Raw genomic sequence first — 18,911 nt, forward strand, 5'->3', positions numbered from 1 at the left:
GTCATGGTCTAGTGCATTTCAACCCTTACGGCGGGGCGGCCGCCGAGCTCGCCGCGACGCTGGTCAACGCCGACACCGGCGCGCACCTGCTCGACGTGCTGAAAGCGTCCGGCTACAAGCCCCTGGGCTCGCTCGACGCCCGGCAGGAACGTGACGTACGAGACTGGATCGAACGGCTGCGGCAGGTCTTCGAGAACCCCACGGTGGAGCTGCTCAACGAGCTGCTGGCCGAGTCGTCGACCACGCACTACATCTCCACCCACGACGGACGCGCGCCGCACCTGCACTACGCCCGTGAGGACGCACCGACCGACGTGCGCGTGAAGGCGTACACGGCGGCGGGCATGGCCGCGCTGTTCTGCGAGGACCCGCAACGCATCGGGAAATGCGGCCGCGACGGCTGCGGCACGGTATTCGTCGACACCAGCCGCAACGGACGCCGCCGGTTCTGCTCCACGAAGTGCGCGAACCGGGTCGCCGTGGCGAACCACAGGCAGCGCCAGTCAGCATGAGATCAGTCGGCGTGAATGCGGTGCCCGAACCGGGTGTTCTCGAACGACGACTCGCCCCCGAACGCCGCGTCCACGAAGTCCTCCCGGCCCCGGAACCACGCGCCCGCGAACGACGACGACCCGGCGAACCAGGCGCGGCGGAACACCGCCCGCCCGCCGAAACGCACCCCTGAGCAGTCCAGATCCGATCCGAACCGGGCGCAGGTGAAGTCCGCGCGGCCGGAGAACCGGGCACCGCGCAGGCTCACCGCCCCGGCGACGTGGATGCCGGAGAACTCGCCGTTGCCGCACACCGCCGTGTCCCGCAGACCCAGGCCACGGGCGAACACCGACTGCGTGAACAGCACGTGCCGCCCGAAGAACGCGCCGGCGGCGTCGAACTCGCCGAGGAACGTCGTCTGGTCGAACCGCGTGTCACCCAGAAACCGCGTCCCGGCGAAACGGGCGTCACGCAGCCGACATTCCGACAGGTCGAAGTCCACCAGCGTGGTGTCGCGCAGGTCGACGTCGCTGCCCAGCCAGAACCCGGGCCCGGGACGCAGGTGTGCGGTCAGCGACGCCTGCAGCACCATCCGCCATCGCTGATCCACCTCGGTACCGGGCCACGGCAGCTCCCGCAGCGCCTCGCACAGCACGTCGAGCGCCGGTTGCCGGTTCTGCGCCGACCGCCCGCCGTACTCGACCCAGTCCCGCAGCCCGCCCAGCCGCGCGTCGGCCTCCGCTGCCATGAGACGGCGGCGGATGTCCTCCAGCGGTGTGTGCTCCAGCGCTGTGTGCTTCTCGGCGCGAGGCGCGACGACCTCGACGTCGTGATGCACGGTCAGACGACGCCTGCCCAGCGTCACCGCCGCGACGGTCAGAACAGAGGAGGTCGCTGTGAGCCAGCGCGAGAGAAGGGACATGACTCGATGATGTGACCTGGGTCATTGCATCGGACAGTGGTGGAGTTCAACGCCGCGGGCAACGACGGGCCCACCGACCGTCACTTGTCGATGACGTTGTGCAGCCTGCGCGCCTTGTAGTCGGAGTAGGGCTCCAGGCCGTAGGTGCGGGAGCGGTAGTCGGTGCCCCAGTCGCCACGCTGCTCGTAGGCGAAGTAGCGGGTCCTGCTGGTGTCGGTCCACCGGTCGAAGATCACGACGTGGCGGTTGTCGCCGTCGCCGATGGCGTCGATGACGAGGTCGCCGCGCTTGAGCTCGGCCATCGAGATCGAGAACGTCCAGGTCGAGGAGTTCAGGCCGACGGTGTTGGGGCCCGGCTTGTCGAGCTTCGCGGCCATCGACGCGTAGCCGGAGCAGTCCATGCGGTAGCCGTCGGTCCACTCGCGTTCCTGGGAGTAGGGCACACGGGTCCCGTTGTTCGCGGTCAGCCAGCTGTTGGCGCGGTTGATGATCTCGTAGCGGTACATCGGCGTGGCGGCCTGCGCCGGTGCCACCAGCGTGCTCAGGGCGACGAGGGTGGCGGCGACTGTCGCGAGGACTCTCATGCGTGGTACTCCCATTCCGTAGATCACCTGTCGGCGCTTAGGGTCGTTTCATGGAGCTGACGGAGCTGTGTTTCGCCGGGGTGGCCAGGCAGGCCCAGGCCGTGCGGTCCGGCGAGGTGACCGCGCGCGACCTCGTCGCCGAGCACCTCGGCCGCATCGAGCGCGTCGATCCGCAGCTCAACGCGTTCCGGCTGGTCTTCGGCGAGAAAGCCCTGGCGGAGGCCGAGGAGGCGGACGCGCGCAGGGCCGCCGGTGAGGAGCTGCCGTTGCTGGGTGTGCCGATCGCGGTCAAGGAGGACATCGCGATCGAGGGCCTGCCCACGACGAAGGGCACGAACGCCGCCCGCACCCCCGAACCCGCCGACTCCGCGATCGTGCGGCGCCTGCGCGAGGCCGGTGCGGTGATCATCGGCAGGACCCGCATGCCCGAACTCGGCCTGTGGCCGTACACCGAGAGCAGCTGGGCGGGCCCGACGCGCAACCCGTGGTCGCTGACGCACTCCCCCGGCGGATCCAGCGGTGGCTCGGCCGCGGTGGTCGCCGCCGGCCTCGCCGCGGCGGCGATCGGCACCGACGGCGCCGGCTCGATCCGCATCCCGTCGGCGATGACGGGGCTGTTCGGGCTCAAGCCCCAGCGCGGCCGCGTCTCCCTCGCGCCCGAACGCGAGGTGTGGGGTGGTCTGGTGGTGGCGGGGCCGATCACCCGCACGGTGCTGGACTGGGCGTTGGTCGCCGACCAGATCCACGGCCCGGTGCCCGGTGACGCGCACGTCGCGCACCCGCCGCGCACGAGCTTCAGCCAGGCCGCGCGGACCGATCCCGGCCGGCTGCGGATCGGGGTGTCGCTGCGGCCGTGGGGTCCGGGCATCCCGATCGCCGACGAGGTCCGCGACGCCGTGCAGGACACCGCCGCGCTGCTCACCGACCTCGGCCACGACGTCGTGCGCCTCGACCCGCCGATGCGCGACGTCACCGCCTCCACGCAGTTCGCGTTGCGGTACCTCTACAACGCCTACCTCGCGCGCAACGGCATGGAGTTCCCCGACCTGGTCGAGCCCCGCACCCGCGCGATCGGTGAACTGGGCCGCCGCATCCCGCGCGGCGCGGTGCGGTGGGCGACGAAGGACGACGCCACGCTCACCGCGTACGCGAACCGGGTGTTCACCTCGGTCGACGTGCTCCTCACCCCGGCGCTGACCCGACCGCCGATCCGCGTCGGCGAGTGGGACGGCCGCAACGTGGTCACGGCGCTGCTCGCCGCCTCGCACTACACGACGTTCCTGCCGCTGTGGAACATCGTCGGCAACCCCGCCGCCTCTGTTCCCGCCGGTCGCACGTCGTCCGGCCTGCCGCTCGCGGTGCAGCTCGTCGGCCGTCAGCACGACGAGTGCACGCTGCTGTCGGTGTCCGCCCAGCTGGAGCGCGCTCGGCCGTGGGCGGACCGGACACCCTCCGGCCTCGGTCATGCGAAGTAGGATATTACGAGTACGGACTATCCGAAACGGGAATGGTCAGAGTCCGCGCCGGGACAACTCGTCGAGCAGTTGACGGTCCGCCACGTGCCGCGACTTGATGTGCTCCAGGTAGTCGGCGAACGCGTCGGGCTGCAGGCCGCGTAGCTGTTGCAGCCATTCGACGACGAGTTCCTGCTCCTCGATGCCGCGCCGGGCCAGTTCGACCTCGACGATCCGCCGGTAGACCTCGATCGCGAGCCGGCTGCCGTCCTGCACGAGGTGGTTCACCAGCTCTGCCCGCAGCGGCGGCCACTCGTCGGTGTGCACGACCAGCGCGCGGGCCTTGAGGTAGATGTCGAGGTTCGGCCGCGCGAAGAACGCCTCCCGGCACACCTCCACCGCCCGCTGCGGATGTCCCCGCCGCAGGTGTTCCTCCACGGCCAGGTCGATCAACCGCAGCGCCGCGCCACGGCCACCGACGGCGCGCAGGCCGCGTTCGACCCACTCCAGTGCCTCGTCGGAGCGGCCGTTGTCGCGCAGCACGGTCGCGACCTGCAGGTAGTGCCAGCCCGACGAGAGGTCCTTGGACAGCACCAGCAGCTGCAGGTCGACGTCCTCGCTGTACTCGGCGAGCTCCTCCATGACGCGCAGCAGTGCCCAGCGGGCGCGGTCGTAGCGGCCGGTCTCGCCGAACCCGATCACCGGCAGCGGCTCGAACAGCTCCACGGACCGCCGGCGGTAATGGGCGAGGCCGTCGTCGTCGAGCGCGTCGGCGTAGGCGGAGAGGGTGACGTCGGGGGCGTCGGGGTGGTGCAGCTGCAGGTCGAGCAGCCAGTCGGCGAGCCGGATCGGGTCGGGGCGGGTCTCGGCGCAGGCGCGGGCATGGGTGGACAGCACGCGGTGGGCCAGCTCCGCGAGTTCGACCCGGTGTCTTCGGCTGGTGGCCACTCCGTCGGCGAGCTGGGTGACGATCCGCTCGATCAACGCCACCAGTTCCGGCCCCGGATCGGTTACCAGCAGTGACTGCAGCTCGATCGACACGGCGGTCAGCGCCTGCCAGCGGGCGGGCCAGTCCGTCTCGCTGTCAGCCTCGACGAGCGCGGAGGCCACGGTGGCGGGCAGCGAGTCCATCACAACATCATTCCCGCGTCGCCCGGTCGAGTGCTACAGATGTCGCCCTAACGGATTTAAGGTTCACCCCGCGTGGTCAGATGCCTACAGCTCGGCGAGCTTCCGGGTGAGTACCGCGCGTTCGCGTTCGTTGCCGCACAAACGAATCGCCTGTTCAAGCTCGGTGCGTGCCTCGTCGACCCGGCCGAGCCGGCGCAGCAGCTCGCCGCGTACTCCGGGTAGTTGGTGCGAGTCCTTGAACGCCTCCCCGGCCGCCAGCGAGTCGACGATCGGCAGCGCGGCGGCGGGGCCCTGGGCCATGGAGACGGCGACCGCGCGGTTGAGGTCGACGACCGGGGACGGGGCGAGGCGGCCGAGGGCGTCGTAGAGCACGACGATGCGGTCCCAGTTCGTCTCCTCGACCGACGGTGCCAGCGCGTGGCACTCGGCGATCGCGGCCTGCAGCCCGTAGTAGCCGTAGCCGCGGCCGATGTCGGCGGCTTTGGCCAGCGCCGCACGACCACGGGCGATCGCGGAACGGTCCCAGCGGCGCCGGTCCTGGTCTTCGAGCAGGACCGTCTCGCCGTCGGGCCCGCGGCGGGCGGGAAAACGGGCGGCGGTCAGCTCCAGCAGGGCGAGCAGGCTGTGGGCTTCGTGCTCCTCGGGCATCAGCCGCGACAGGATCCTGGCGAGCCGCTGCGCCTCCCCGGCGAGGTCCAGGCGCATCACCTCGTCGCCGGAACTGGCCGACGAGCCCTCGGTGAAGATCAGGTAGATGCAGCTCAGGACCTGGGCCAGGCGCGCGGGGCGTTCGGCGACCGGCGGCACCTCGAACGGCACGTTGGCCGCGCCGAGGGTCTTCTTGGCCCTGGTGATGCGGGCCTGCACGGTCGCGGTCGGCACGAGGAACACCCGTGCGATCTCGTCGCTGGTCAGACCGCCGATCACGCGCAACGTCAACGCGACCGCGGCTTCCCGTGACAGCACCGGGTGACACGAGGTGAAGATCAGCGCGAGGGTGTCGTCGTCGATCTGGTCCGGGTCCCACAGCACGTCGTCGGGCGCGGGACCGGGATCGGTGGCGCCGGTGAGAGCGCCGCCCTCGCTCAGGTTGTGGGCGAGGGCGGCGTACTTCTCGTCACGGGTGCTGCGGCGGCGGAACGCGTCGATCGCGCGGCGCCGCCCGACCGTGAGCAACCAGCCGGCCGGGTTGTTCGGCACGCCTTCGCGCGGCCAGGTCACCAGTGCCTCGGCCAGGGCTTCCTGGGCGAGGTCCTCGGCCAGCGCGAAGTCGCCGGTGTAGCGGGTGAGCGCACCGATGATCCTCGCGGAGTCGATGCGCCACACCGCGGCGACGGCCTTGCGTCCGGTGGGGTCGCTCATGGTCCCTATGAGATCAGAGCTGGCCGGTGGACTCGCGCCAGGCCCGTTCCTTCTTGATCCACTCGTTGTCCTGGGGGAACTCGTCGATCGTGGGGACGCGGCGGATCTCGGTCTTGAAGCCCGCGGCGGTCATCGGGGTGCGCTTGGCCCACTCGACGGCGTCCTGGATGGTGGGGACGTTGATCAGGTAGAAGCCGTTGAACAGCTCCTTGGTCTCCCCGTACGGGCCGTCGGTGACGACGGGCGGTTCGGAGGAGAAGTCGACGACCACGCCTTCCTCGGCGGGGGCGAGGCCCTCGGCGGCGATCAGCACACCGGCCTCGATCAGCTCCTCGTTGAACTTGCCCACGGTCTCCAGCATCTGGTCGAAGTCGATCTCGCCGAGGTTGCCCCAGGCCTCGTCGGAGGTCACGCGCCAGATCAGCATGAACTTCATATGTGCTCACTCCCCAGTGGGATCGTCGGGTCCGTTGTGGACCCTTTCACGCTGAGGTCGAACGGGCACGCGGTTCGATCGACACACGACCCGAAAATTTCTTCGAACTTTCTGTTCGCGCTGGTCAGACGACTGAGCGGCCCACCCCGGAGTCCGGGACGGGCCGCTCAGTGATGGTGCTCAGGCGGTGTTGCTCAGGCCTGGTCGTCGGGCTGGTGCAGTGACCGCGGCTGGTCCGCCTCGAGCTCGGGCAGCACCGACGCGGCGGACACCGAGCGCGGCGAGCTCAGCGGTCCGGGGACCTCCTGGCGTGCCACGGCCTCGGCGGCGGCGACCGCCTCGGCGACCTTCGGGTCGGACTTGAGGTCGAACCACGCGGCGACCGACTCGTCCTCGTCCTCCGGCTTCGACAGCTCGCCCGCCTCGGTGGCCGGGGGCTCGTAGCGGAACACGCCGTCGTCGCCGGGGGCGCCGAGCATGCGGGCGAAGCCCTCGAGCGCCTTGCCGTAGTCGGACGGGATCATCCACACCTTGTTCGCGTCGCCCTGTGCCATCTGCGGCAGGGTCTGCAGGTACTGGTAGGCCAGCACCTCCGGGGTGGGCTTGCCGGCCTTGATCGCGGCGAAGACCTTCTCGATGGCCTTGGCCTGACCCTGCGCCTGCAGGTAGCGGGCGGCACGTTCACCCTGCGCGCGCAGGATCTGCGACTGCCGCTCACCTTCCGCGGACAGGATCGCGGCCTGCTTGCCACCCTCGGCGGCGAGGATCTGCGACTGCTTCTGGCCCTCGGCCGTCTTGATGGACGACTCCCGCTGACCTTCGGCGGTGAGGATCATGGCGCGCTTCTCGCGGTCCGCGCGCATCTGCTTCTCCATCGAGTCCTGGATGGAGGGCGGCGGGTCGATCGACTTGAGCTCGACGCGGGCCACGCGCAGGCCCCAGCGGCCGGTGGCCTCGTCGAGAACGCCGCGCAGCTGGCCGTTGATGTGGTCGCGGGAGGTGAGGGTCTCCTCCAGGCTCATGCCACCGACGAGGTTGCGCAGCGTCGTGATGGTGAGCTGCTCGACACCGATGATGTAGTTCGAGATCTCGTACACCGCGCTGCGCGGTTCGGTGACCTGGAAGTAGACGACCGTGTCGATGGACACCGTGAGGTTGTCCTGGGTGATCACCGGCTGCGGCGGGAACGACACGACCTGCTCGCGCAGGTCGATGCGGGCCCGCACCTTGTCGATGAACGGCACGATGATGTTCAGGCCGGGTGCCGCGGTGTTGCGGTAGCGGCCGAGGCGTTCGATGACAGCGGCCTGCGCCTGCGGGATGACCAGTACCGACTTGACGGCGATGGTCAGCACGAAAATGGCGATGACGGCCACGACCACAGCGGTGATCGGGTCCAACTCGGTTCACACCCTCCTGGGAACGCTCATACCGCGGCAATCACCACGGCCATCGCGCCCGAGATCTCGACAACGGTGACGGCTTCGCCTTCTTCGACCACGGACCCGTCCAGGGTCCGCGCGCTCCAGGTGTCGCCGCCGATCTTGACCTGCCCGCCGTGCTCGTCCACGCGTGACACCGCGACGGCCTTGCTCCCGAGCAGCGCCTCGTGGTGCATCCGGATCCCGGAACCGAGCTGCAACCTCTTCTTGAGCAGCGGCCGGGCTCCGACGATCAGGCCGACCGACGACGCGGCGAAGACGAACACGCTCACCAGGTCGGCGGCACCCAGTGCGGACACGCCCGCTGCCGCCAGCGCCGCGGCGCCGAGCATCACCAGCACGAAGTCACCGGAGAGAACCTCGGCGACGACGAGCAGTATCCCGACGATCAGCCAGATCAGCGCGGCCATGAGCCCATACATACACCAACGGGGACCCCCGGTCGGCGAGATTCACCGTGCTGGTCCCCCGACCGTGACGAAATCGATCAACCGGCGGTGTCGAAACCACGTTTCGCCGTTCGTACAGCTCCCGACAGGCAATTCGGAGAAGGAGTACGGCTCATGGGTTCGATCAGCGCGACGATGTTCACGACGCTCGACGGCGTGGTGCAGGGCTTCGGCCGTCCCGACGAGGACACCCGAGGCGGTTTCACCCACGGCGGCTGGGGCGGCCCGTACAACGACGAGGTCCTCGCCGCCGAGATGGGCAAGGGCATGGCGCGGTCGGGCGACATGCTGTTCGGCCGGCGGGCCTGGCAGGACTTCGCTTCGGTGTGGGGTTCGGCGACCGACGGCAACCCGTTCTCCGCGCACATGAACGCGGCACGCAAGTACGTGGTGTCGTCGAGCCTGACCGACGTGGACGCGTGGCAGAACTCGGTGCTGCTGCGCGACCTCGACTCGGTGGCCGCGCTGGAGGGTGAGCTGTCGATCATCGGGAGCGCGTCGCTGGTGCGGTCGCTGCACGCTGCCGGGTTGATCGACCGCTTCACGCTGGTGATCCACCCGCTGACGCTGGGCAGCGGGGCGCGGTTGTTCGAGGGGCCGGCGCCGGTGACGGAGTTCTCGCTGACCGGCAGCGTCGTGACGACTCTGGGCGTGATCGTCGCCCACTACACGCGGGTCAGTCCTGGGGGACGGTGACGAAGTCGATGAGCCGCTCGACGGCGCCGAGCAGGTCGGACTCGATGTCGCGGTAGCTGCTGACCGAGCTCAGGACGCGCTGCCAGCCTTCCCACGTCTCACCCCAGCCGAGCTCGGCGCAGACGCCTTCCTTCCAGCCGATGCCACGGGGGACGACGGGCCAGGCCTTGATCTTCACGGCCTGTGGTTTGACGGCCTGCCAGATGTCGACGTACGGGTGGCCGGTGACCAGGACGTTGTCGTCGTGGATCTGGTCGACGATGCGCTGTTCCTTGGAGTTCGGCACCAGGTGGTCGACGAGGACGCCGAGGCGGCGGTGGGGTGCGGTGCCGAACTCGGTGATGAGGCCGGGCAGTTCGTCGACGCCGTTGAGCGGTTCGACGACGATGCCTTCGACGCGCAGGTCGTGACCCCAGACGCGTTCGACGAGCTCGGCGTCGTGCTTGCCCTCGACCCAGATGCGGCTGGCCTTGGCGGTCTTGGCGCGCAGGCCCTCGACCTTCACCGAGCCGGACGCGCTGATGCGCGGCTGCTGCTTTGGCGGTGCGGGTTTGACGAGGGTGACCGGTTGGCCGTCGACGAGGAAGCCGGCGGGGTTGAGCGGGAACAGCCGGTGGCGGCCGTGCCGGTCCTCCAGCACGACCTGGCCGTACTCGAACTTGACGACGGCGCCGCAGAAACCGCTGGCGGGGTCCTCGACGACCAGGCCGGGTTCGGCCGGGATCTCGGGGACCTTCTTGCGCTTCGGGGTGTTGAGGATGTCGCGGCCGTAGTCGTGGGAACGCACGATGTCGAACCCTAGCTGTAGAACGGTTTGAAGGCGGTGAGCCACTCGTGGACGCGGTCGAGGTCGACGTCGGCGCCGTGCAGGTCGTGGTTGCCGTGCACGAAGTCCATCCAGTCGACCGCCGGGTCGCCGATGCATGCCCTGGGGTCGATGGCTTTGGGGCCGTGCGGGCCTTGCAGGACGTTGCCGGGGTGCATGTCGCCGTGCAGCAACACCGGTTGGACGTTGTCGTCGGCGAGTTTGCGGGCACGGTGGTGTTCGGTGGCGTAGTAGGTGCCGGTGCGCCGGGTGAGCACGGTTTCGAACAGGAAGTCGACGCGGGCTTTGAGCGGCGGGAACCCGGTGGGCTCGGCTTCGTGGAGGTGCGGGACGACGCGCGCCGGGTCGGTGGCGGGCGTGCCGGGGGTGATCGCTTCGAGCAGCAGGGCGCCGCGGTCGAGGTCGGTGTCGAGCAGGTCGACCATCGAGTCGGTGTAGGCCCAGGAGGTGAGTGCTTTGGCCTCGTGGACGGCGATGTCGTGGTCCGGGGTGATCTTCAGGACCGCGTGGGCACCTGGGCTCGTGGTGCCTGGGCTCGTCGTGCCCGGACTAGTCGTGCACAGGAAGGTGGTGCTGGTGCCGCCGGGCATGAGCTTCACGACGGTGAGGCCCCAGTGGGCGGTGAGGGTGGCGACGAGGTCGGGTAGTGCGTCGATCCACCCGGTCACGTCGGTGCCGAAACGGCGGATCAGCCGGGATCTGGCGCTCTCGTCGATCACCCGGTTCAGGCTAGCGAGTCGGCTCCGGCTTGGCGGCGGAACTGGTAGTCCGCGAGGGCCGGGCGCCACAGGCCGTTGACGTCGAAACAGGTCGAGAGCAGTCGCAGGTCCGCGCCGTCTCCTGCGAGTGCGACCTTGCCGTCGATCACCCACCGGTTGACCGGCAGCAGGGGCACGGGCCAGCCGACGACGACCAGGCGGTCGCAGACGAGGCGTTGCAAGCGGCCTCCATCGTTGTCCACGACGACCGCGGGGGTGTCGAGGTCGAGGTCGCGGACGGTGGCGAGCGGATAGCGGCGCACTCCGATGTCGGCCAGCGCGTCGGCTCCTGGGCCGATCAGGTGGACCGGGCCGAATCTTCGTGCCAGTGAGGCGGCCGCTCGTGCGCCGAGATCGGCGGCACCGACTACCACGATCCGTTCGAAATAGGTCATGTCACCCGTGTCCCGCATTCACGATTCGAATGTTTTCGCAGGTCGGAACGCCTTCAAGAAGATAGAGGCGCTGTGGTCGGGCGTCAATGTCAGGGCATCTCAATTGGGTTATAACAATGGAAGAGGAATAGCCCAGCTGCAGTAGGCGGTTGCTGGCGGCGGGTCCGGTCGGTCAGTAGGTGACGGTGATCGTGCGGTCGGGTCCGTTGACCTCGACGGTGCCGCCGACGGGCATGACGAGCTGCGGGTCGGTGTGGCCGAGGTCGACGTCGAACACGATCATCGTCTCCGGCGCGTACTCGCTGAACGCCTCGATCACGGCCTCGCGCTGCTCGGCGGTGTAGGTGGCGCGGTCGGTGTCCTGGTTGGTGAAGAACCACGACTTGGCCCGGCCGACGAGCGCGGCGGGGAACCGGTGCAGCAGGCCGCGTTCGCCCATGTTGCGCAGGATCCGGTAGACCTCGGTCGCGGACGGCATCTCCTCCGAGGTCTCGAAGAACAGCACGCGGCCGTCGTAGTGCTCGGGGTCGTTGATCTCCCGGCCGGCCATCATCAGCCACGACAGGATCTCCAGGTTGCCGCCCCACGACGGGCCCTCGACGGTCTTGCCGGGCTGGTGCCAGATCCACCCGCCGCTGGGTTCCAGGACGGGTTCGGTGTCGAAGGTCGCCGGGTCCTCCCACGGGCTGTCCTTGTCGCCGTAGGCGGTGCTCTCGGTCAGCCGGTACTCGCCGGGAGTGAACAGGGCGGCGCGCAGCGAGTCGGCGCTGGCGGGGTGCATGGCGCCCGGCCGGCCGAACTGGACCATGACGCTGCCGCCGTAGAAGCCGACGATGCCGCGGTTGGCGAGCCACACCAGCAGGTTCGTGTTGTCGCTGTGCCCGAAGAACGGCTTGGGGTTCGCGGTGATCAGCTCGGCGTCCAGGTGCGGCAGGACGGTGATCTGGTCGTCGCCGCCGATGGTCGCGATCACGGCTTTGATGGTGGGGTCGGCGAACGCGGCGTGCAGATCCGCCGCGCGTTCCTGCGGGGTGGAGCCCATCTTGCGGGTGGCCGGGTACTCGACCGGGTCGAGGCCGAAGTCGTTCTTGAGGCGCTCGAGGCCCAGTTCGTAGGGCAGGGAGAACAGGCCGGGCAGGCCCGCGGCCGGGGACACGATCGCCACTCGGTCGCCTGGCCGGGGCTTGGGCGGGTTGATCACGCTTCGACCTCTCGGAACGCTCGGGCTGACTTGGTCCACACCAGCACGACGGTCGCGATCTCGGCGGCGGTGACCACCGGGATCACCGCGTGGGCCGCCGCGACACCGACGAGCAGGCCCCGCGCCCAGCGGGTGGTGGTCACTAGAACGCGGGCCAAGGGATGGCGGGCCAGTCGCCGGACGGTTCCGGGAACACCCCGGCGGCGAGGAGTTTGTCGGTGCGCTCCCCCACCGCCCTGACCTCGGCGCGGGTGAGGTGGTCGTGCAGGGTCTCGCCGAGTGCGCCGTCGAGCTCGGATCTCAGCCGGCGCAGCGACTCCAGCACGGCGTCCGGGAGCGGTTCGCGGGCCCAGCCCCACAGGACGGTGCGGAGTTTGGGTTCGGTGTGCAGGCAGATGCCGTGGTCGACGCCGTGGACCGCGCCGTCGAGGGCGTGCAGGACGTGCCCGCCCTTGCGGTCGGCGTTGTTGACCACGACGTCGAAGGCGGACATCAGGGCGACGCGGGGGTGGTCGGCGTGCACGAGGACGGCGGGGTCGCCGAAGCGGTCGTGGGCGTGGAAGACGGGGATCCAGCCGGGTTTGACGTCGTCGACACTGACGATGTCGACGAGTTCGTCTTCCTCGCGGGTGTCGATCCAGAGCTGGACCATGCCGCTGCCGAACGGGCCGGGGCGCAGCACCGTGGGCGGCACGACGTCCAGTTCGGCGGCGGCGGAGATCAGGTAGGTGGCCACCTCGCGGCCCGCGAGCGTGCCGTCGGGGAAGTCCCACAACGGGCGTTCGCCGCGCACGGGCTTGTAGACGCACTGGGCGTCGACGCCGTCCAACGAGATCTTGCAGAACAAGGTGGCGTTGGAGGCGTCGACCAGGCGGCCTTCGACCTCGATGCGGCCGTTGTTCAGCAACTCCAGGGCCGCGGAGGTGTCCATGTCGGTGTTCTCAGTCTTCTTCGGTGCGGCGGTAGCCGTTTTGCCGTGGGCAGATGTGGCCGTCCGGGTCGAGCGGTTCGGCGCACAGCGGGCACGGTTTGCGGCCGGCGTTGATGACGCGGTCTGCTCGTTCGGCGAAGGCGCGGGCGGCGGTCGGCGACAGGAAGACCCGCACGGCGTCGGGGCCTTCCTCGGTGTCGTCGAGCACGACGGCCTCGTCGACCTCCTCCTCGGAGACGGCGAGGAGTTCGATCACGACGGCTTTGGACTCGGCGTCCCACCCGAGGCCCATGGTGCCGACGCGGAACTCCTCCTCGACGGGCACGTCGAGGGGGTCGGTGTCGAGGTTGTCGTCGTCCGGCGGCGGATCGTCGGGGACGTCGGCGCCGAAGCGGCGGTGCACCTCCTCGAGCAGCGAGCCGATGCGCTCGGCGAGGACCTGGACCTGTTGCTTTTCCAAGGCGACGCTGATCAGCCTGCTCTGCTCTGAGGCCTGCAGGTAGAAGGTGCGGTCGCCGGGCTGCCCGACGGTTCCTGCGACGAACCGGTCGGGTGCGCGGAATACGTGGATGACACGAGCCATGGCACTGACGACCCTAGGCCACGCGGAGATCGTCGGCAGGTCCTCCCCCACCAAACACTCCGCGTATAGGGTCGGGTTGTGGTGAAGATCGCTTCGTACGGAACCTGGACCTCGCCGATCAGCGCCGGCGACACCTCGAAGCCGGGTGGTGGCTTCCAGTGGGCCGACCTCGCCGGTGAGCGGGTGTGGTGGGCGGAGAGCCGTCCGGCCGAGGGCGGCAGAGTGGCGTTGGTGCGTGACGGCGTGGAGGTGCTGCCCGCGCCGTGGAACGCCCGCAACCGGGTGCACGAGTACGGCGGCAGGCCGTTCGTGGTGCTCGCCGAGGACCGGGTCGCGTTCACTCATTGGGACGACCAGCGCGTCTACGTCTTCAACCCCGACGACCCGAAGCCGGTCGCGTTGACGCCGGAACCCGAGCGTCACCACGGGATCCGCTACGCCGACCTGTCCGCGGGCCCGGACGGCGAGGTGTGGTGCGTGCGGGAGACGATCACCGGTGACGCGCGCACGGACGTGCGCCGCGAGCTGGTGGCGATCACCTCGTCCGGTGATGTTCGCGTGCTGGGTTCGTCGCACCACTTCATGACCGGCCCGCGGATCAGCCCGGACGGCACGAAGTTCGCGTGGATCGGCTGGAACCACCCGCAGATGCCGTGGGACGGCGCCGAGCTGTGCGTCGCCGACCTCGATTCGTCCGACCTCGATTCGTCCGGCGCCGGGTCGTCCGGGCACCGGGTGGTGTCCGGTTCGGAGACCGAGGCGGTGTGCCAGTTCGAGTGGGAGGGCGACTCGCTGCTGGCGCTGACCGACCCGGACGGCTGGTGGAACCTGTTCCGTGTGGGCCTGGACGGGTCGCGCAAGAACCTGGCGCCGTGCGAGGAGGAGCTGGGCGGCCCGATGTGGCGGCTGGGCAACCGCTGGTTCGCCACGCTCTCGCCGGGCCGGTACCTGGTCGTGCGGTCGGGGCATCTCGCGGTGCTCGACGAGCGCAGCGCGACGGTGACCGACGTGCAGACCGACCTGCCGACATGGGCCGGCGACCTGTCGGTGCGCGACGGTGTGGTGGTGTGCGGCGCGGCCGGACCGACCTCGGAGTTCGCCGTGGTGCGGCTGGACCTGTCCAACGGTGAGCTGACCTACCTGACCGGCGGGGAGTCGTCGCCGGAGGACGCGTACCTGCCGGTGCCGGTGGAGCGGACGTTCGGCGAGATCCCGGCCTACGTCTACGCGCCGGCGAACCCGGACTTCGCCGCGCCCGAGGGTGAGCTTCCGCCGTACGTGGTGCACGTGCACGGCGGGCCGACGGGGCGTGCGTTGCCGAAGCTGGACACGGACATCGCGTACTTCACCAGCCGTGGCATCGGTGTGGTGGCGGTGAACTACGGCGGTTCGACCGGCTACGGCCGTGCGTTCCGGGAGCGGCTGCGTGAGCAGTGGGGTGTGGTGGACGTGGAGGACTGCGCGTTCGTCGCCCAGCAGCTGGCGAAGGAGGGCACGGCGGATCCGCAGCGGCTGGGCATCCGGGGTGGTTCGGCGGGTGGCTGGACGTCGGCCGCGTCGCTGACCTCGACCGATGTCTACCGGTGCGGCATGGTGGCGTTCCCGATCCTGGATCTGGCGGGGTGGACGTCGGAGGGCGGGGAGACGCACGACTTCGAGTCCCGTTACGTCGAGGGCCTGGTCGGCACGCTGCCGGAGGCCGCTGATCGCTACCGGGACAGGTCGCCGTCGAACAAGGCGCGGTCGGTGTCGGGGCCGGTGCTGTTGCTGCAGGGCCTGGAGGACGAGATCTGCCCGCCGGAGCAGGCCGACCGGTTCGCCGCGGATCTGGCCGGGTCGGGGATCCCGCACGCCTACATCACGTTCGAGGGTGAGCAGCACGGGTTCCGCAAGGCCGAGAACATCAGGACCGCGCTGGAGGCGGAGCTGTCGTTCTACGGCCAGGTGTTCGGGTTCACCCCGCCCGGTGTGCCGGTGCTGGAACTGTCCGAGTGAGCTTGCTGGTCCGCGGGGATCGGGTCGCGCTGGTGTCACCGGCCGGCCCGGCCTCGCTCGTGAAGGTCGCCGCGGGCATCGAGGTGCTGCGGTCGTGGGGTCTCGAGGTCACCACACCTGTGGTGGCGCCGTGGTCGTTGCCGTACCTGGCGGGGTCGGACGAGGCGCGGGCCGCGGAGTTCGTGGCGGCGTGGTGCTCGGACGTGGCCGCGGTGATCTGCGTGCGGGGCGGGTACGGGTGTCTGCGGATGACCGACCTGGTGCCGTGGAAGGACCTGCCACCTCGGGTTTTCGTGGGGTCCTCGGATGTGACGGTGCTGCACGCCGAGCTCAACGCGGTGGGGTTGCCGACGGTGTTCGGGCCGATGCCGGGCACGTCGGACTTCGTGGACGATCCGCTGGCGCAGTCGCGGCTGCGCGAGGTGCTGTTCGGGTCGGTGTCGTCGTGGACGGCGGGTACGCCTGTGGTGCCGGGTACCGCGCGCGGGGTGTTGACGGGCGGGAACGCGGCGTTGCTGGCGGCGTCGGCGGGCGGGCCGCGGTGGGCGCCTCCGGTCGCGGGTTCGATCGCGTTGCTCGAGGACATCGGCGAGGAGCCCTACCGGTTGGATCGGATCCTGACGCAGTTGCTGCGGGCGGGCTGGTTCGCGCCGGTGTCCGGGATCGTGCTGGGGTCGTGGACGGACTGCGGGGACGTGTCGTCGGTGCTGCACGACCGGTTGTCCGGGCTGGGTGTGCCGATCCTGGGTGACTTCGGGTTCGGGCACTGCGCGGGCCAGTGGTCGCTGCCGCTGGGTGTGGAAGCCGCGCTGGACGTCGAGGCCCGCACGCTCACGGTGCTCTAGTTGTTCATGGCCTCGCGGGCGGTGAGGGCGGCCCGGCAGGCGTGCACGAAGTCCCAGAACACCTCGGTGGTGGTGTGCCGGCGTTCGGGGCGGGTGTTCTCGGCGAACATCGCGTTGCGCAGCGGTGTGGTGAGCTCGAGCTGGCCGCCCTGCCTGGAGCGGGTGCGGTTGGCGATGTTGGCGCGGTCGTAGCCGCCCAGTACCGGGTGGTCGACGGCGTCGACGGTGTGGAAGCCGGCGCGCCGCAGCCGGGTGAGCAGCTCGAGGCGCAGCAGGGCGTCGCGGCCGCCGACGAGCACGGCCCGGTCGTGGTCCTCCAGGCCCGCGGCCGCGGAGGTGCAGCCGTGCAGGCCCAGGGCGTGGGACGCGCCGGTGACGAGGGTGCGGGCCACGCGGTCGTCGCAGTTCGACGAGGTGACGTGCAGTTCGTCGTTCGCGACCGGCCGCAGGCCCTCGAACATCCAGTAGTCGTGGGTCTGGCCGATCGGCACGCGGGTGGAGGGGTGGTAGCCCGCGATGGCGAGGCAGAGTTCCGACGTGCCGATCTCGATGCCGCCGCCGTGCGGGGCGAGAACGACCGACTGGGTGCGGGGCCGGTGCCGCTTGAAGCGCCGCCGGTAGTCCACCCGTTCCACCAGTCGAGGATCGGCGTAGAGGTCGGAGTTGGAGGCGTAGAGGTCTAACGCCGCCCACTGAGGCTGGGGTCTCATGGCGGGCGGAAGCCTACCTGGCGTCACCCGGTCGGCCGCCGCCCGCCGGGTGAGTCACGCGTCGATCTGCCGGGGCTGCTCGTCGGCCGAGGTGATCGCGATCTTGCGGGGCTTGGCGCGTTCGGCGATCGGGATCCGCAGCGTCAGCACGCCCGCGTCGCAGGTGGCGTCGATGTGGTCGGTGTCGAGGGTGTCGCCGAGGAACAGCTGGCGGGAGAAGGCGCCCAGCGGCCGTTCCGACACCTGCATCTCGACGTCCTTGCCGATCGGCCGGCGCTCGGCCTTGACGGTCAGCACGTTGCGTTCGACGTCGAGCTCGATCGCGTCCGGCGAGACGCCGGGAAGGTCGAAGCAGACGACGAAGTGGTCACCGTCGCGGTAGGCGTCCATCGGCATCGCCGTGGGCCGCGACCACGTACCCGGAGTGCCGAACATCTGCTGGGTCAGCCGGTCCAGCTCACGGAACGGGTCAGTGCGCATCAACATCTGACACCTCCTCCATCTCTTGTTGGGCTGTCAATGCGCTGCCCCACTGTTGTAACATGTCGTCAGAACGATGACAAGTCCTCAAGTCATCGGAAGGACGACATGACGAGTGACTACGAATCAGTCCGCGCGGCCGCCTCCTCACCGGGCGACGCCGCGTCGGTGCTGGCCGCGCTGATGTTGCTGCGGGAGCTGCGCGACGAGCTGTCCGGATGGGAACCGCAGCTGATCGAGGCGGCCCGGGCACTGGGCACGAGCTGGGCGGATCTCGCGCCGGCGCTCGGGGTGGCCAGCCGGCAGGCCGCGGAGCGCCGCTACCTGCGGGTGCGCCGCACGGGCGAATCCGGCACCGGCGACGAGCGGGTGCAGGCCGAGCGCGACCGGCGGGCGGGCGACAAGGCGGTCGCGGCGTGGGCGCGGGAGAACGCGGGTGTGCTGCGAATGCTGGCCGCGCAGGTCGGGCCACACGCCGCTGACGTGCAACGGGCGCTCGGGGGTGAGGACGCGGCGGGGCTGCTCGGGCCGCTGGCCGAGGCGGGGCCGGGGTTGCGGGCCGGGCATCCGGGGCTCGCGGACCAGATCGCGGAGATCGGGGACCGGACCGATCAGCTGCGCACGGACGCGCGGCGCCGCCGATCCGAGGCGTGAGCGGCGCGCCGACAGTTCGACGCGTGAACGGCGCGAACCGATCTTGTCGGAGGTGTTGAGTACGTTGAGATGTAGGGGTTCCCGGCTCAGGAGGACGCCTGCGCGAGCGTGCCGGACCTGCTCGAACTGGCTAGCGTCGGCCTGATGCGGCTCACCTCGGTCACCGTCGGCACGTCACAGCCACGCGAGCTCGCCCGGTTCTACGCCCGGCTGCTCGGTGCGGCCGTGGCGACGGAGGAGGACGACTGGGTGCTCGTGCGGGTGCCGGGCGGGTTCTCGCTGAACTTCGAGCGCGAGCGGCAGTTCCGCAGGCCGGTGTGGCCGAGCGTGGCGGGTGAGCAGACGGCGTCGCAGCACCTGGACATCGAGGTCGACGACCTGGCCGAGGCGGTGGCGCACGCCGTGGCGTGCGGTGCGGTGCTCGCGCCGATGCAGCCGCAGGACGACGTCCGGGTGCTGTTCGACCCGGACGGGCATCCGTTCTGCCTGTTCCTGGGGTAGACGTGGGGGGGCCCGGGCGGCCCCCGAACCCCGCGGAACAGGAAATGTAGTGTTTGGGCATTGG

23 protein-coding genes are annotated in these 18,911 nt (G+C 70.1%); 7 read left to right on the plus strand and 16 right to left on the minus strand.

The genetic code is table 11. The features are described from left to right. Positions 1 to 11 precede the first annotated feature (11 nt). On the plus strand, positions 12 to 512 hold the full coding sequence (locus ACWGE0_RS01265) for a CGNR zinc finger domain-containing protein (RefSeq protein WP_452258872.1): 501 nt from the start codon (positions 12 to 14) through the stop codon (positions 510 to 512). Between the two features lie 2 nt (positions 513 to 514). Here ACWGE0_RS01265 and ACWGE0_RS01270 read toward each other — a convergent pair whose 3' ends face one another. Both ACWGE0_RS01270 and ACWGE0_RS01275 read right to left on the minus strand, forming a co-directional pair. Beyond that, positions 515 to 1,414 carry a pentapeptide repeat-containing protein gene (locus ACWGE0_RS01270; protein ID WP_452258873.1) on the minus strand — a complete coding sequence of 300 codons (900 nt, stop codon included), beginning with the start codon at positions 1,412 to 1,414 and terminating at the stop codon, positions 515 to 517. Between the two features lie 80 nt (positions 1,415 to 1,494). Then, positions 1,495 to 1,998, minus strand: a complete 504-nt coding sequence (locus tag ACWGE0_RS01275) for a hypothetical protein (protein WP_452258874.1) — start codon at positions 1,996 to 1,998, stop codon at positions 1,495 to 1,497. A gap of 50 nt (positions 1,999 to 2,048) precedes the next feature. On the opposite strand from ACWGE0_RS01275, the gene ACWGE0_RS01280 reads away from it, so the two are divergent. Further along, a complete protein-coding gene (locus ACWGE0_RS01280; RefSeq protein WP_452258875.1) occupies positions 2,049 to 3,473 on the plus strand; it encodes an amidase in 1,425 nt (474 codons plus the stop codon). A gap of 36 nt (positions 3,474 to 3,509) precedes the next feature. Here ACWGE0_RS01280 and ACWGE0_RS01285 read toward each other — a convergent pair whose 3' ends face one another. From ACWGE0_RS01285 to ACWGE0_RS01305, 5 genes are all read right to left on the minus strand, one after another. Then, entirely contained in the window at positions 3,510 to 4,583 is a 1,074-nt protein-coding gene (locus ACWGE0_RS01285; protein ID WP_452258876.1) for a hypothetical protein, read from the minus strand. Positions 4,584 to 4,667: 84 nt separating this feature from the next. After that, positions 4,668 to 5,945 carry an RNA polymerase sigma factor gene (locus ACWGE0_RS01290; protein ID WP_452258877.1) on the minus strand — a complete coding sequence of 426 codons (1,278 nt, stop codon included), beginning with the start codon at positions 5,943 to 5,945 and terminating at the stop codon, positions 4,668 to 4,670. A gap of 13 nt (positions 5,946 to 5,958) precedes the next feature. Continuing rightward, positions 5,959 to 6,381 (minus strand): YciI family protein, encoded by a 423-nt coding sequence (locus ACWGE0_RS01295; protein ID WP_319965487.1) that lies wholly within the window; start codon positions 6,379 to 6,381, stop codon positions 5,959 to 5,961. A gap of 194 nt (positions 6,382 to 6,575) precedes the next feature. Then, entirely contained in the window at positions 6,576 to 7,772 is a 1,197-nt protein-coding gene (locus ACWGE0_RS01300) for an SPFH domain-containing protein (RefSeq protein ID WP_452259322.1), read from the minus strand. Between the two features lie 35 nt (positions 7,773 to 7,807). Continuing rightward, a complete protein-coding gene (locus ACWGE0_RS01305; RefSeq protein ID WP_452258878.1) occupies positions 7,808 to 8,233 on the minus strand; it encodes an NfeD family protein in 426 nt (141 codons plus the stop codon). 153 nt (positions 8,234 to 8,386) lie between these two features. Here ACWGE0_RS01305 and ACWGE0_RS01310 point away from each other — a divergent pair, with 153 nt between their 5' ends. Then, on the plus strand, positions 8,387 to 8,968 hold the full coding sequence (locus tag ACWGE0_RS01310; protein ID WP_452258879.1) for a dihydrofolate reductase family protein: 582 nt from the start codon (positions 8,387 to 8,389) through the stop codon (positions 8,966 to 8,968). Here the strand turns inward: ACWGE0_RS01310 and ACWGE0_RS01315 are convergent. From ACWGE0_RS01315 to ACWGE0_RS01345, 7 genes are all read right to left on the minus strand, one after another. After that, positions 8,949 to 9,755, minus strand: coding sequence for a DUF3097 domain-containing protein (locus ACWGE0_RS01315; protein ID WP_452258880.1), 807 nt, complete (start codon positions 9,753 to 9,755; stop codon positions 8,949 to 8,951). The two genes, ACWGE0_RS01310 and ACWGE0_RS01315, sit on opposite strands and share 20 nt — an antisense overlap. An 11-nt stretch (positions 9,756 to 9,766) precedes the next feature. Then, entirely contained in the window at positions 9,767 to 10,513 is a 747-nt protein-coding gene (locus ACWGE0_RS01320; protein WP_452258881.1) for an aminoglycoside phosphotransferase family protein, read from the minus strand. 5 nt (positions 10,514 to 10,518) lie between these two features. Then, on the minus strand, positions 10,519 to 10,947 hold the full coding sequence (locus ACWGE0_RS01325) for a hypothetical protein (RefSeq protein ID WP_452258882.1): 429 nt from the start codon (positions 10,945 to 10,947) through the stop codon (positions 10,519 to 10,521). Positions 10,948 to 11,119: 172 nt separating this feature from the next. Beyond that, on the minus strand, positions 11,120 to 12,148 hold the full coding sequence (locus ACWGE0_RS01330; protein WP_452258883.1) for a S66 family peptidase: 1,029 nt from the start codon (positions 12,146 to 12,148) through the stop codon (positions 11,120 to 11,122). Next, a complete protein-coding gene (locus ACWGE0_RS01335; protein ID WP_452258884.1) occupies positions 12,145 to 12,291 on the minus strand; it encodes a hypothetical protein in 147 nt (48 codons plus the stop codon). The genes ACWGE0_RS01330 and ACWGE0_RS01335 overlap by 4 nt, the downstream gene beginning before the upstream one ends. Then, positions 12,291 to 13,079, minus strand: a complete 789-nt coding sequence (locus tag ACWGE0_RS01340; RefSeq protein WP_452258885.1) for an SCO1664 family protein — start codon at positions 13,077 to 13,079, stop codon at positions 12,291 to 12,293. The genes ACWGE0_RS01335 and ACWGE0_RS01340 overlap by 1 nt, the downstream gene beginning before the upstream one ends. A gap of 10 nt (positions 13,080 to 13,089) precedes the next feature. Continuing rightward, positions 13,090 to 13,662 (minus strand): DUF3090 domain-containing protein, encoded by a 573-nt coding sequence (locus ACWGE0_RS01345; protein WP_319965496.1) that lies wholly within the window; start codon positions 13,660 to 13,662, stop codon positions 13,090 to 13,092. A gap of 78 nt (positions 13,663 to 13,740) precedes the next feature. On the opposite strand from ACWGE0_RS01345, the gene ACWGE0_RS01350 reads away from it, so the two are divergent. Then, the gene (locus ACWGE0_RS01350; RefSeq protein ID WP_452258886.1) at positions 13,741 to 15,657 is read left to right on the plus strand and encodes a S9 family peptidase; all 1,917 of its coding nucleotides are present in this window, start codon (positions 13,741 to 13,743) and stop codon (positions 15,655 to 15,657) included. Further along, on the plus strand, positions 15,654 to 16,502 hold the full coding sequence (locus ACWGE0_RS01355) for a S66 peptidase family protein (RefSeq protein ID WP_452258887.1): 849 nt from the start codon (positions 15,654 to 15,656) through the stop codon (positions 16,500 to 16,502). The genes ACWGE0_RS01350 and ACWGE0_RS01355 overlap by 4 nt, the downstream gene beginning before the upstream one ends. Here the strand turns inward: ACWGE0_RS01355 and ACWGE0_RS01360 are convergent. Together ACWGE0_RS01360 and ACWGE0_RS01365 are read right to left on the minus strand one after the other, a co-directional pair. Further along, on the minus strand, positions 16,499 to 17,212 hold the full coding sequence (locus tag ACWGE0_RS01360; RefSeq protein ID WP_452258888.1) for a poly-gamma-glutamate hydrolase family protein: 714 nt from the start codon (positions 17,210 to 17,212) through the stop codon (positions 16,499 to 16,501). The genes ACWGE0_RS01355 and ACWGE0_RS01360 overlap by 4 nt on opposite strands. A 54-nt stretch (positions 17,213 to 17,266) precedes the next feature. Continuing rightward, positions 17,267 to 17,698, minus strand: coding sequence for an Hsp20/alpha crystallin family protein (locus ACWGE0_RS01365; protein ID WP_452258889.1), 432 nt, complete (start codon positions 17,696 to 17,698; stop codon positions 17,267 to 17,269). Between the two features lie 102 nt (positions 17,699 to 17,800). Between ACWGE0_RS01365 and ACWGE0_RS01370 the strand changes: the two genes are divergently transcribed. Next, positions 17,801 to 18,346, plus strand: a complete 546-nt coding sequence (locus ACWGE0_RS01370; protein ID WP_452258890.1) for an HSP18 transcriptional regulator — start codon at positions 17,801 to 17,803, stop codon at positions 18,344 to 18,346. Positions 18,347 to 18,490: 144 nt separating this feature from the next. Further along, on the plus strand, positions 18,491 to 18,847 hold the full coding sequence (locus ACWGE0_RS01375) for a VOC family protein (protein WP_452258891.1): 357 nt from the start codon (positions 18,491 to 18,493) through the stop codon (positions 18,845 to 18,847). The last annotated feature ends 64 nt before the right edge of the window (positions 18,848 to 18,911 follow it).

This window comes from Lentzea sp. NPDC054927 (genome assembly GCF_053610285.1).

Coding starts and splice junctions, on each gene's coding strand:
- ACWGE0_RS01270 (WP_452258873.1), bottom strand. CDS start 1,414: ATGTCCCTTCTCTCGCGCTGGCTCACAGCGACCTCCTCTGTTCTGACC.
- ACWGE0_RS01275 (WP_452258874.1), bottom strand. CDS start 1,998: ATGAGAGTCCTCGCGACAGTCGCCGCCACCCTCGTCGCCCTGAGCACG.
- ACWGE0_RS01280 (WP_452258875.1), top strand. CDS start 2,049: ATGGAGCTGACGGAGCTGTGTTTCGCCGGGGTGGCCAGGCAGGCCCAG.
- ACWGE0_RS01285 (WP_452258876.1), bottom strand. CDS start 4,583: ATGGACTCGCTGCCCGCCACCGTGGCCTCCGCGCTCGTCGAGGCTGAC.
- ACWGE0_RS01290 (WP_452258877.1), bottom strand. CDS start 5,945: ATGAGCGACCCCACCGGACGCAAGGCCGTCGCCGCGGTGTGGCGCATC.
- ACWGE0_RS01295 (WP_319965487.1), bottom strand. CDS start 6,381: ATGAAGTTCATGCTGATCTGGCGCGTGACCTCCGACGAGGCCTGGGGC.
- ACWGE0_RS01305 (WP_452258878.1), bottom strand. CDS start 8,233: ATGGCCGCGCTGATCTGGCTGATCGTCGGGATACTGCTCGTCGTCGCC.
- ACWGE0_RS01310 (WP_452258879.1), top strand. CDS start 8,387: ATGGGTTCGATCAGCGCGACGATGTTCACGACGCTCGACGGCGTGGTG.
- ACWGE0_RS01325 (WP_452258882.1), bottom strand. CDS start 10,947: ATGACCTATTTCGAACGGATCGTGGTAGTCGGTGCCGCCGATCTCGGC.
- ACWGE0_RS01340 (WP_452258885.1), bottom strand. CDS start 13,079: ATGGACACCTCCGCGGCCCTGGAGTTGCTGAACAACGGCCGCATCGAG.
- ACWGE0_RS01345 (WP_319965496.1), bottom strand. CDS start 13,662: ATGGCTCGTGTCATCCACGTATTCCGCGCACCCGACCGGTTCGTCGCA.
- ACWGE0_RS01360 (WP_452258888.1), bottom strand. CDS start 17,212: ATGAGACCCCAGCCTCAGTGGGCGGCGTTAGACCTCTACGCCTCCAAC.
- ACWGE0_RS01365 (WP_452258889.1), bottom strand. CDS start 17,698: ATGTTGATGCGCACTGACCCGTTCCGTGAGCTGGACCGGCTGACCCAG.
- ACWGE0_RS01370 (WP_452258890.1), top strand. CDS start 17,801: ATGACGAGTGACTACGAATCAGTCCGCGCGGCCGCCTCCTCACCGGGC.
- ACWGE0_RS01375 (WP_452258891.1), top strand. CDS start 18,491: ATGCGGCTCACCTCGGTCACCGTCGGCACGTCACAGCCACGCGAGCTC.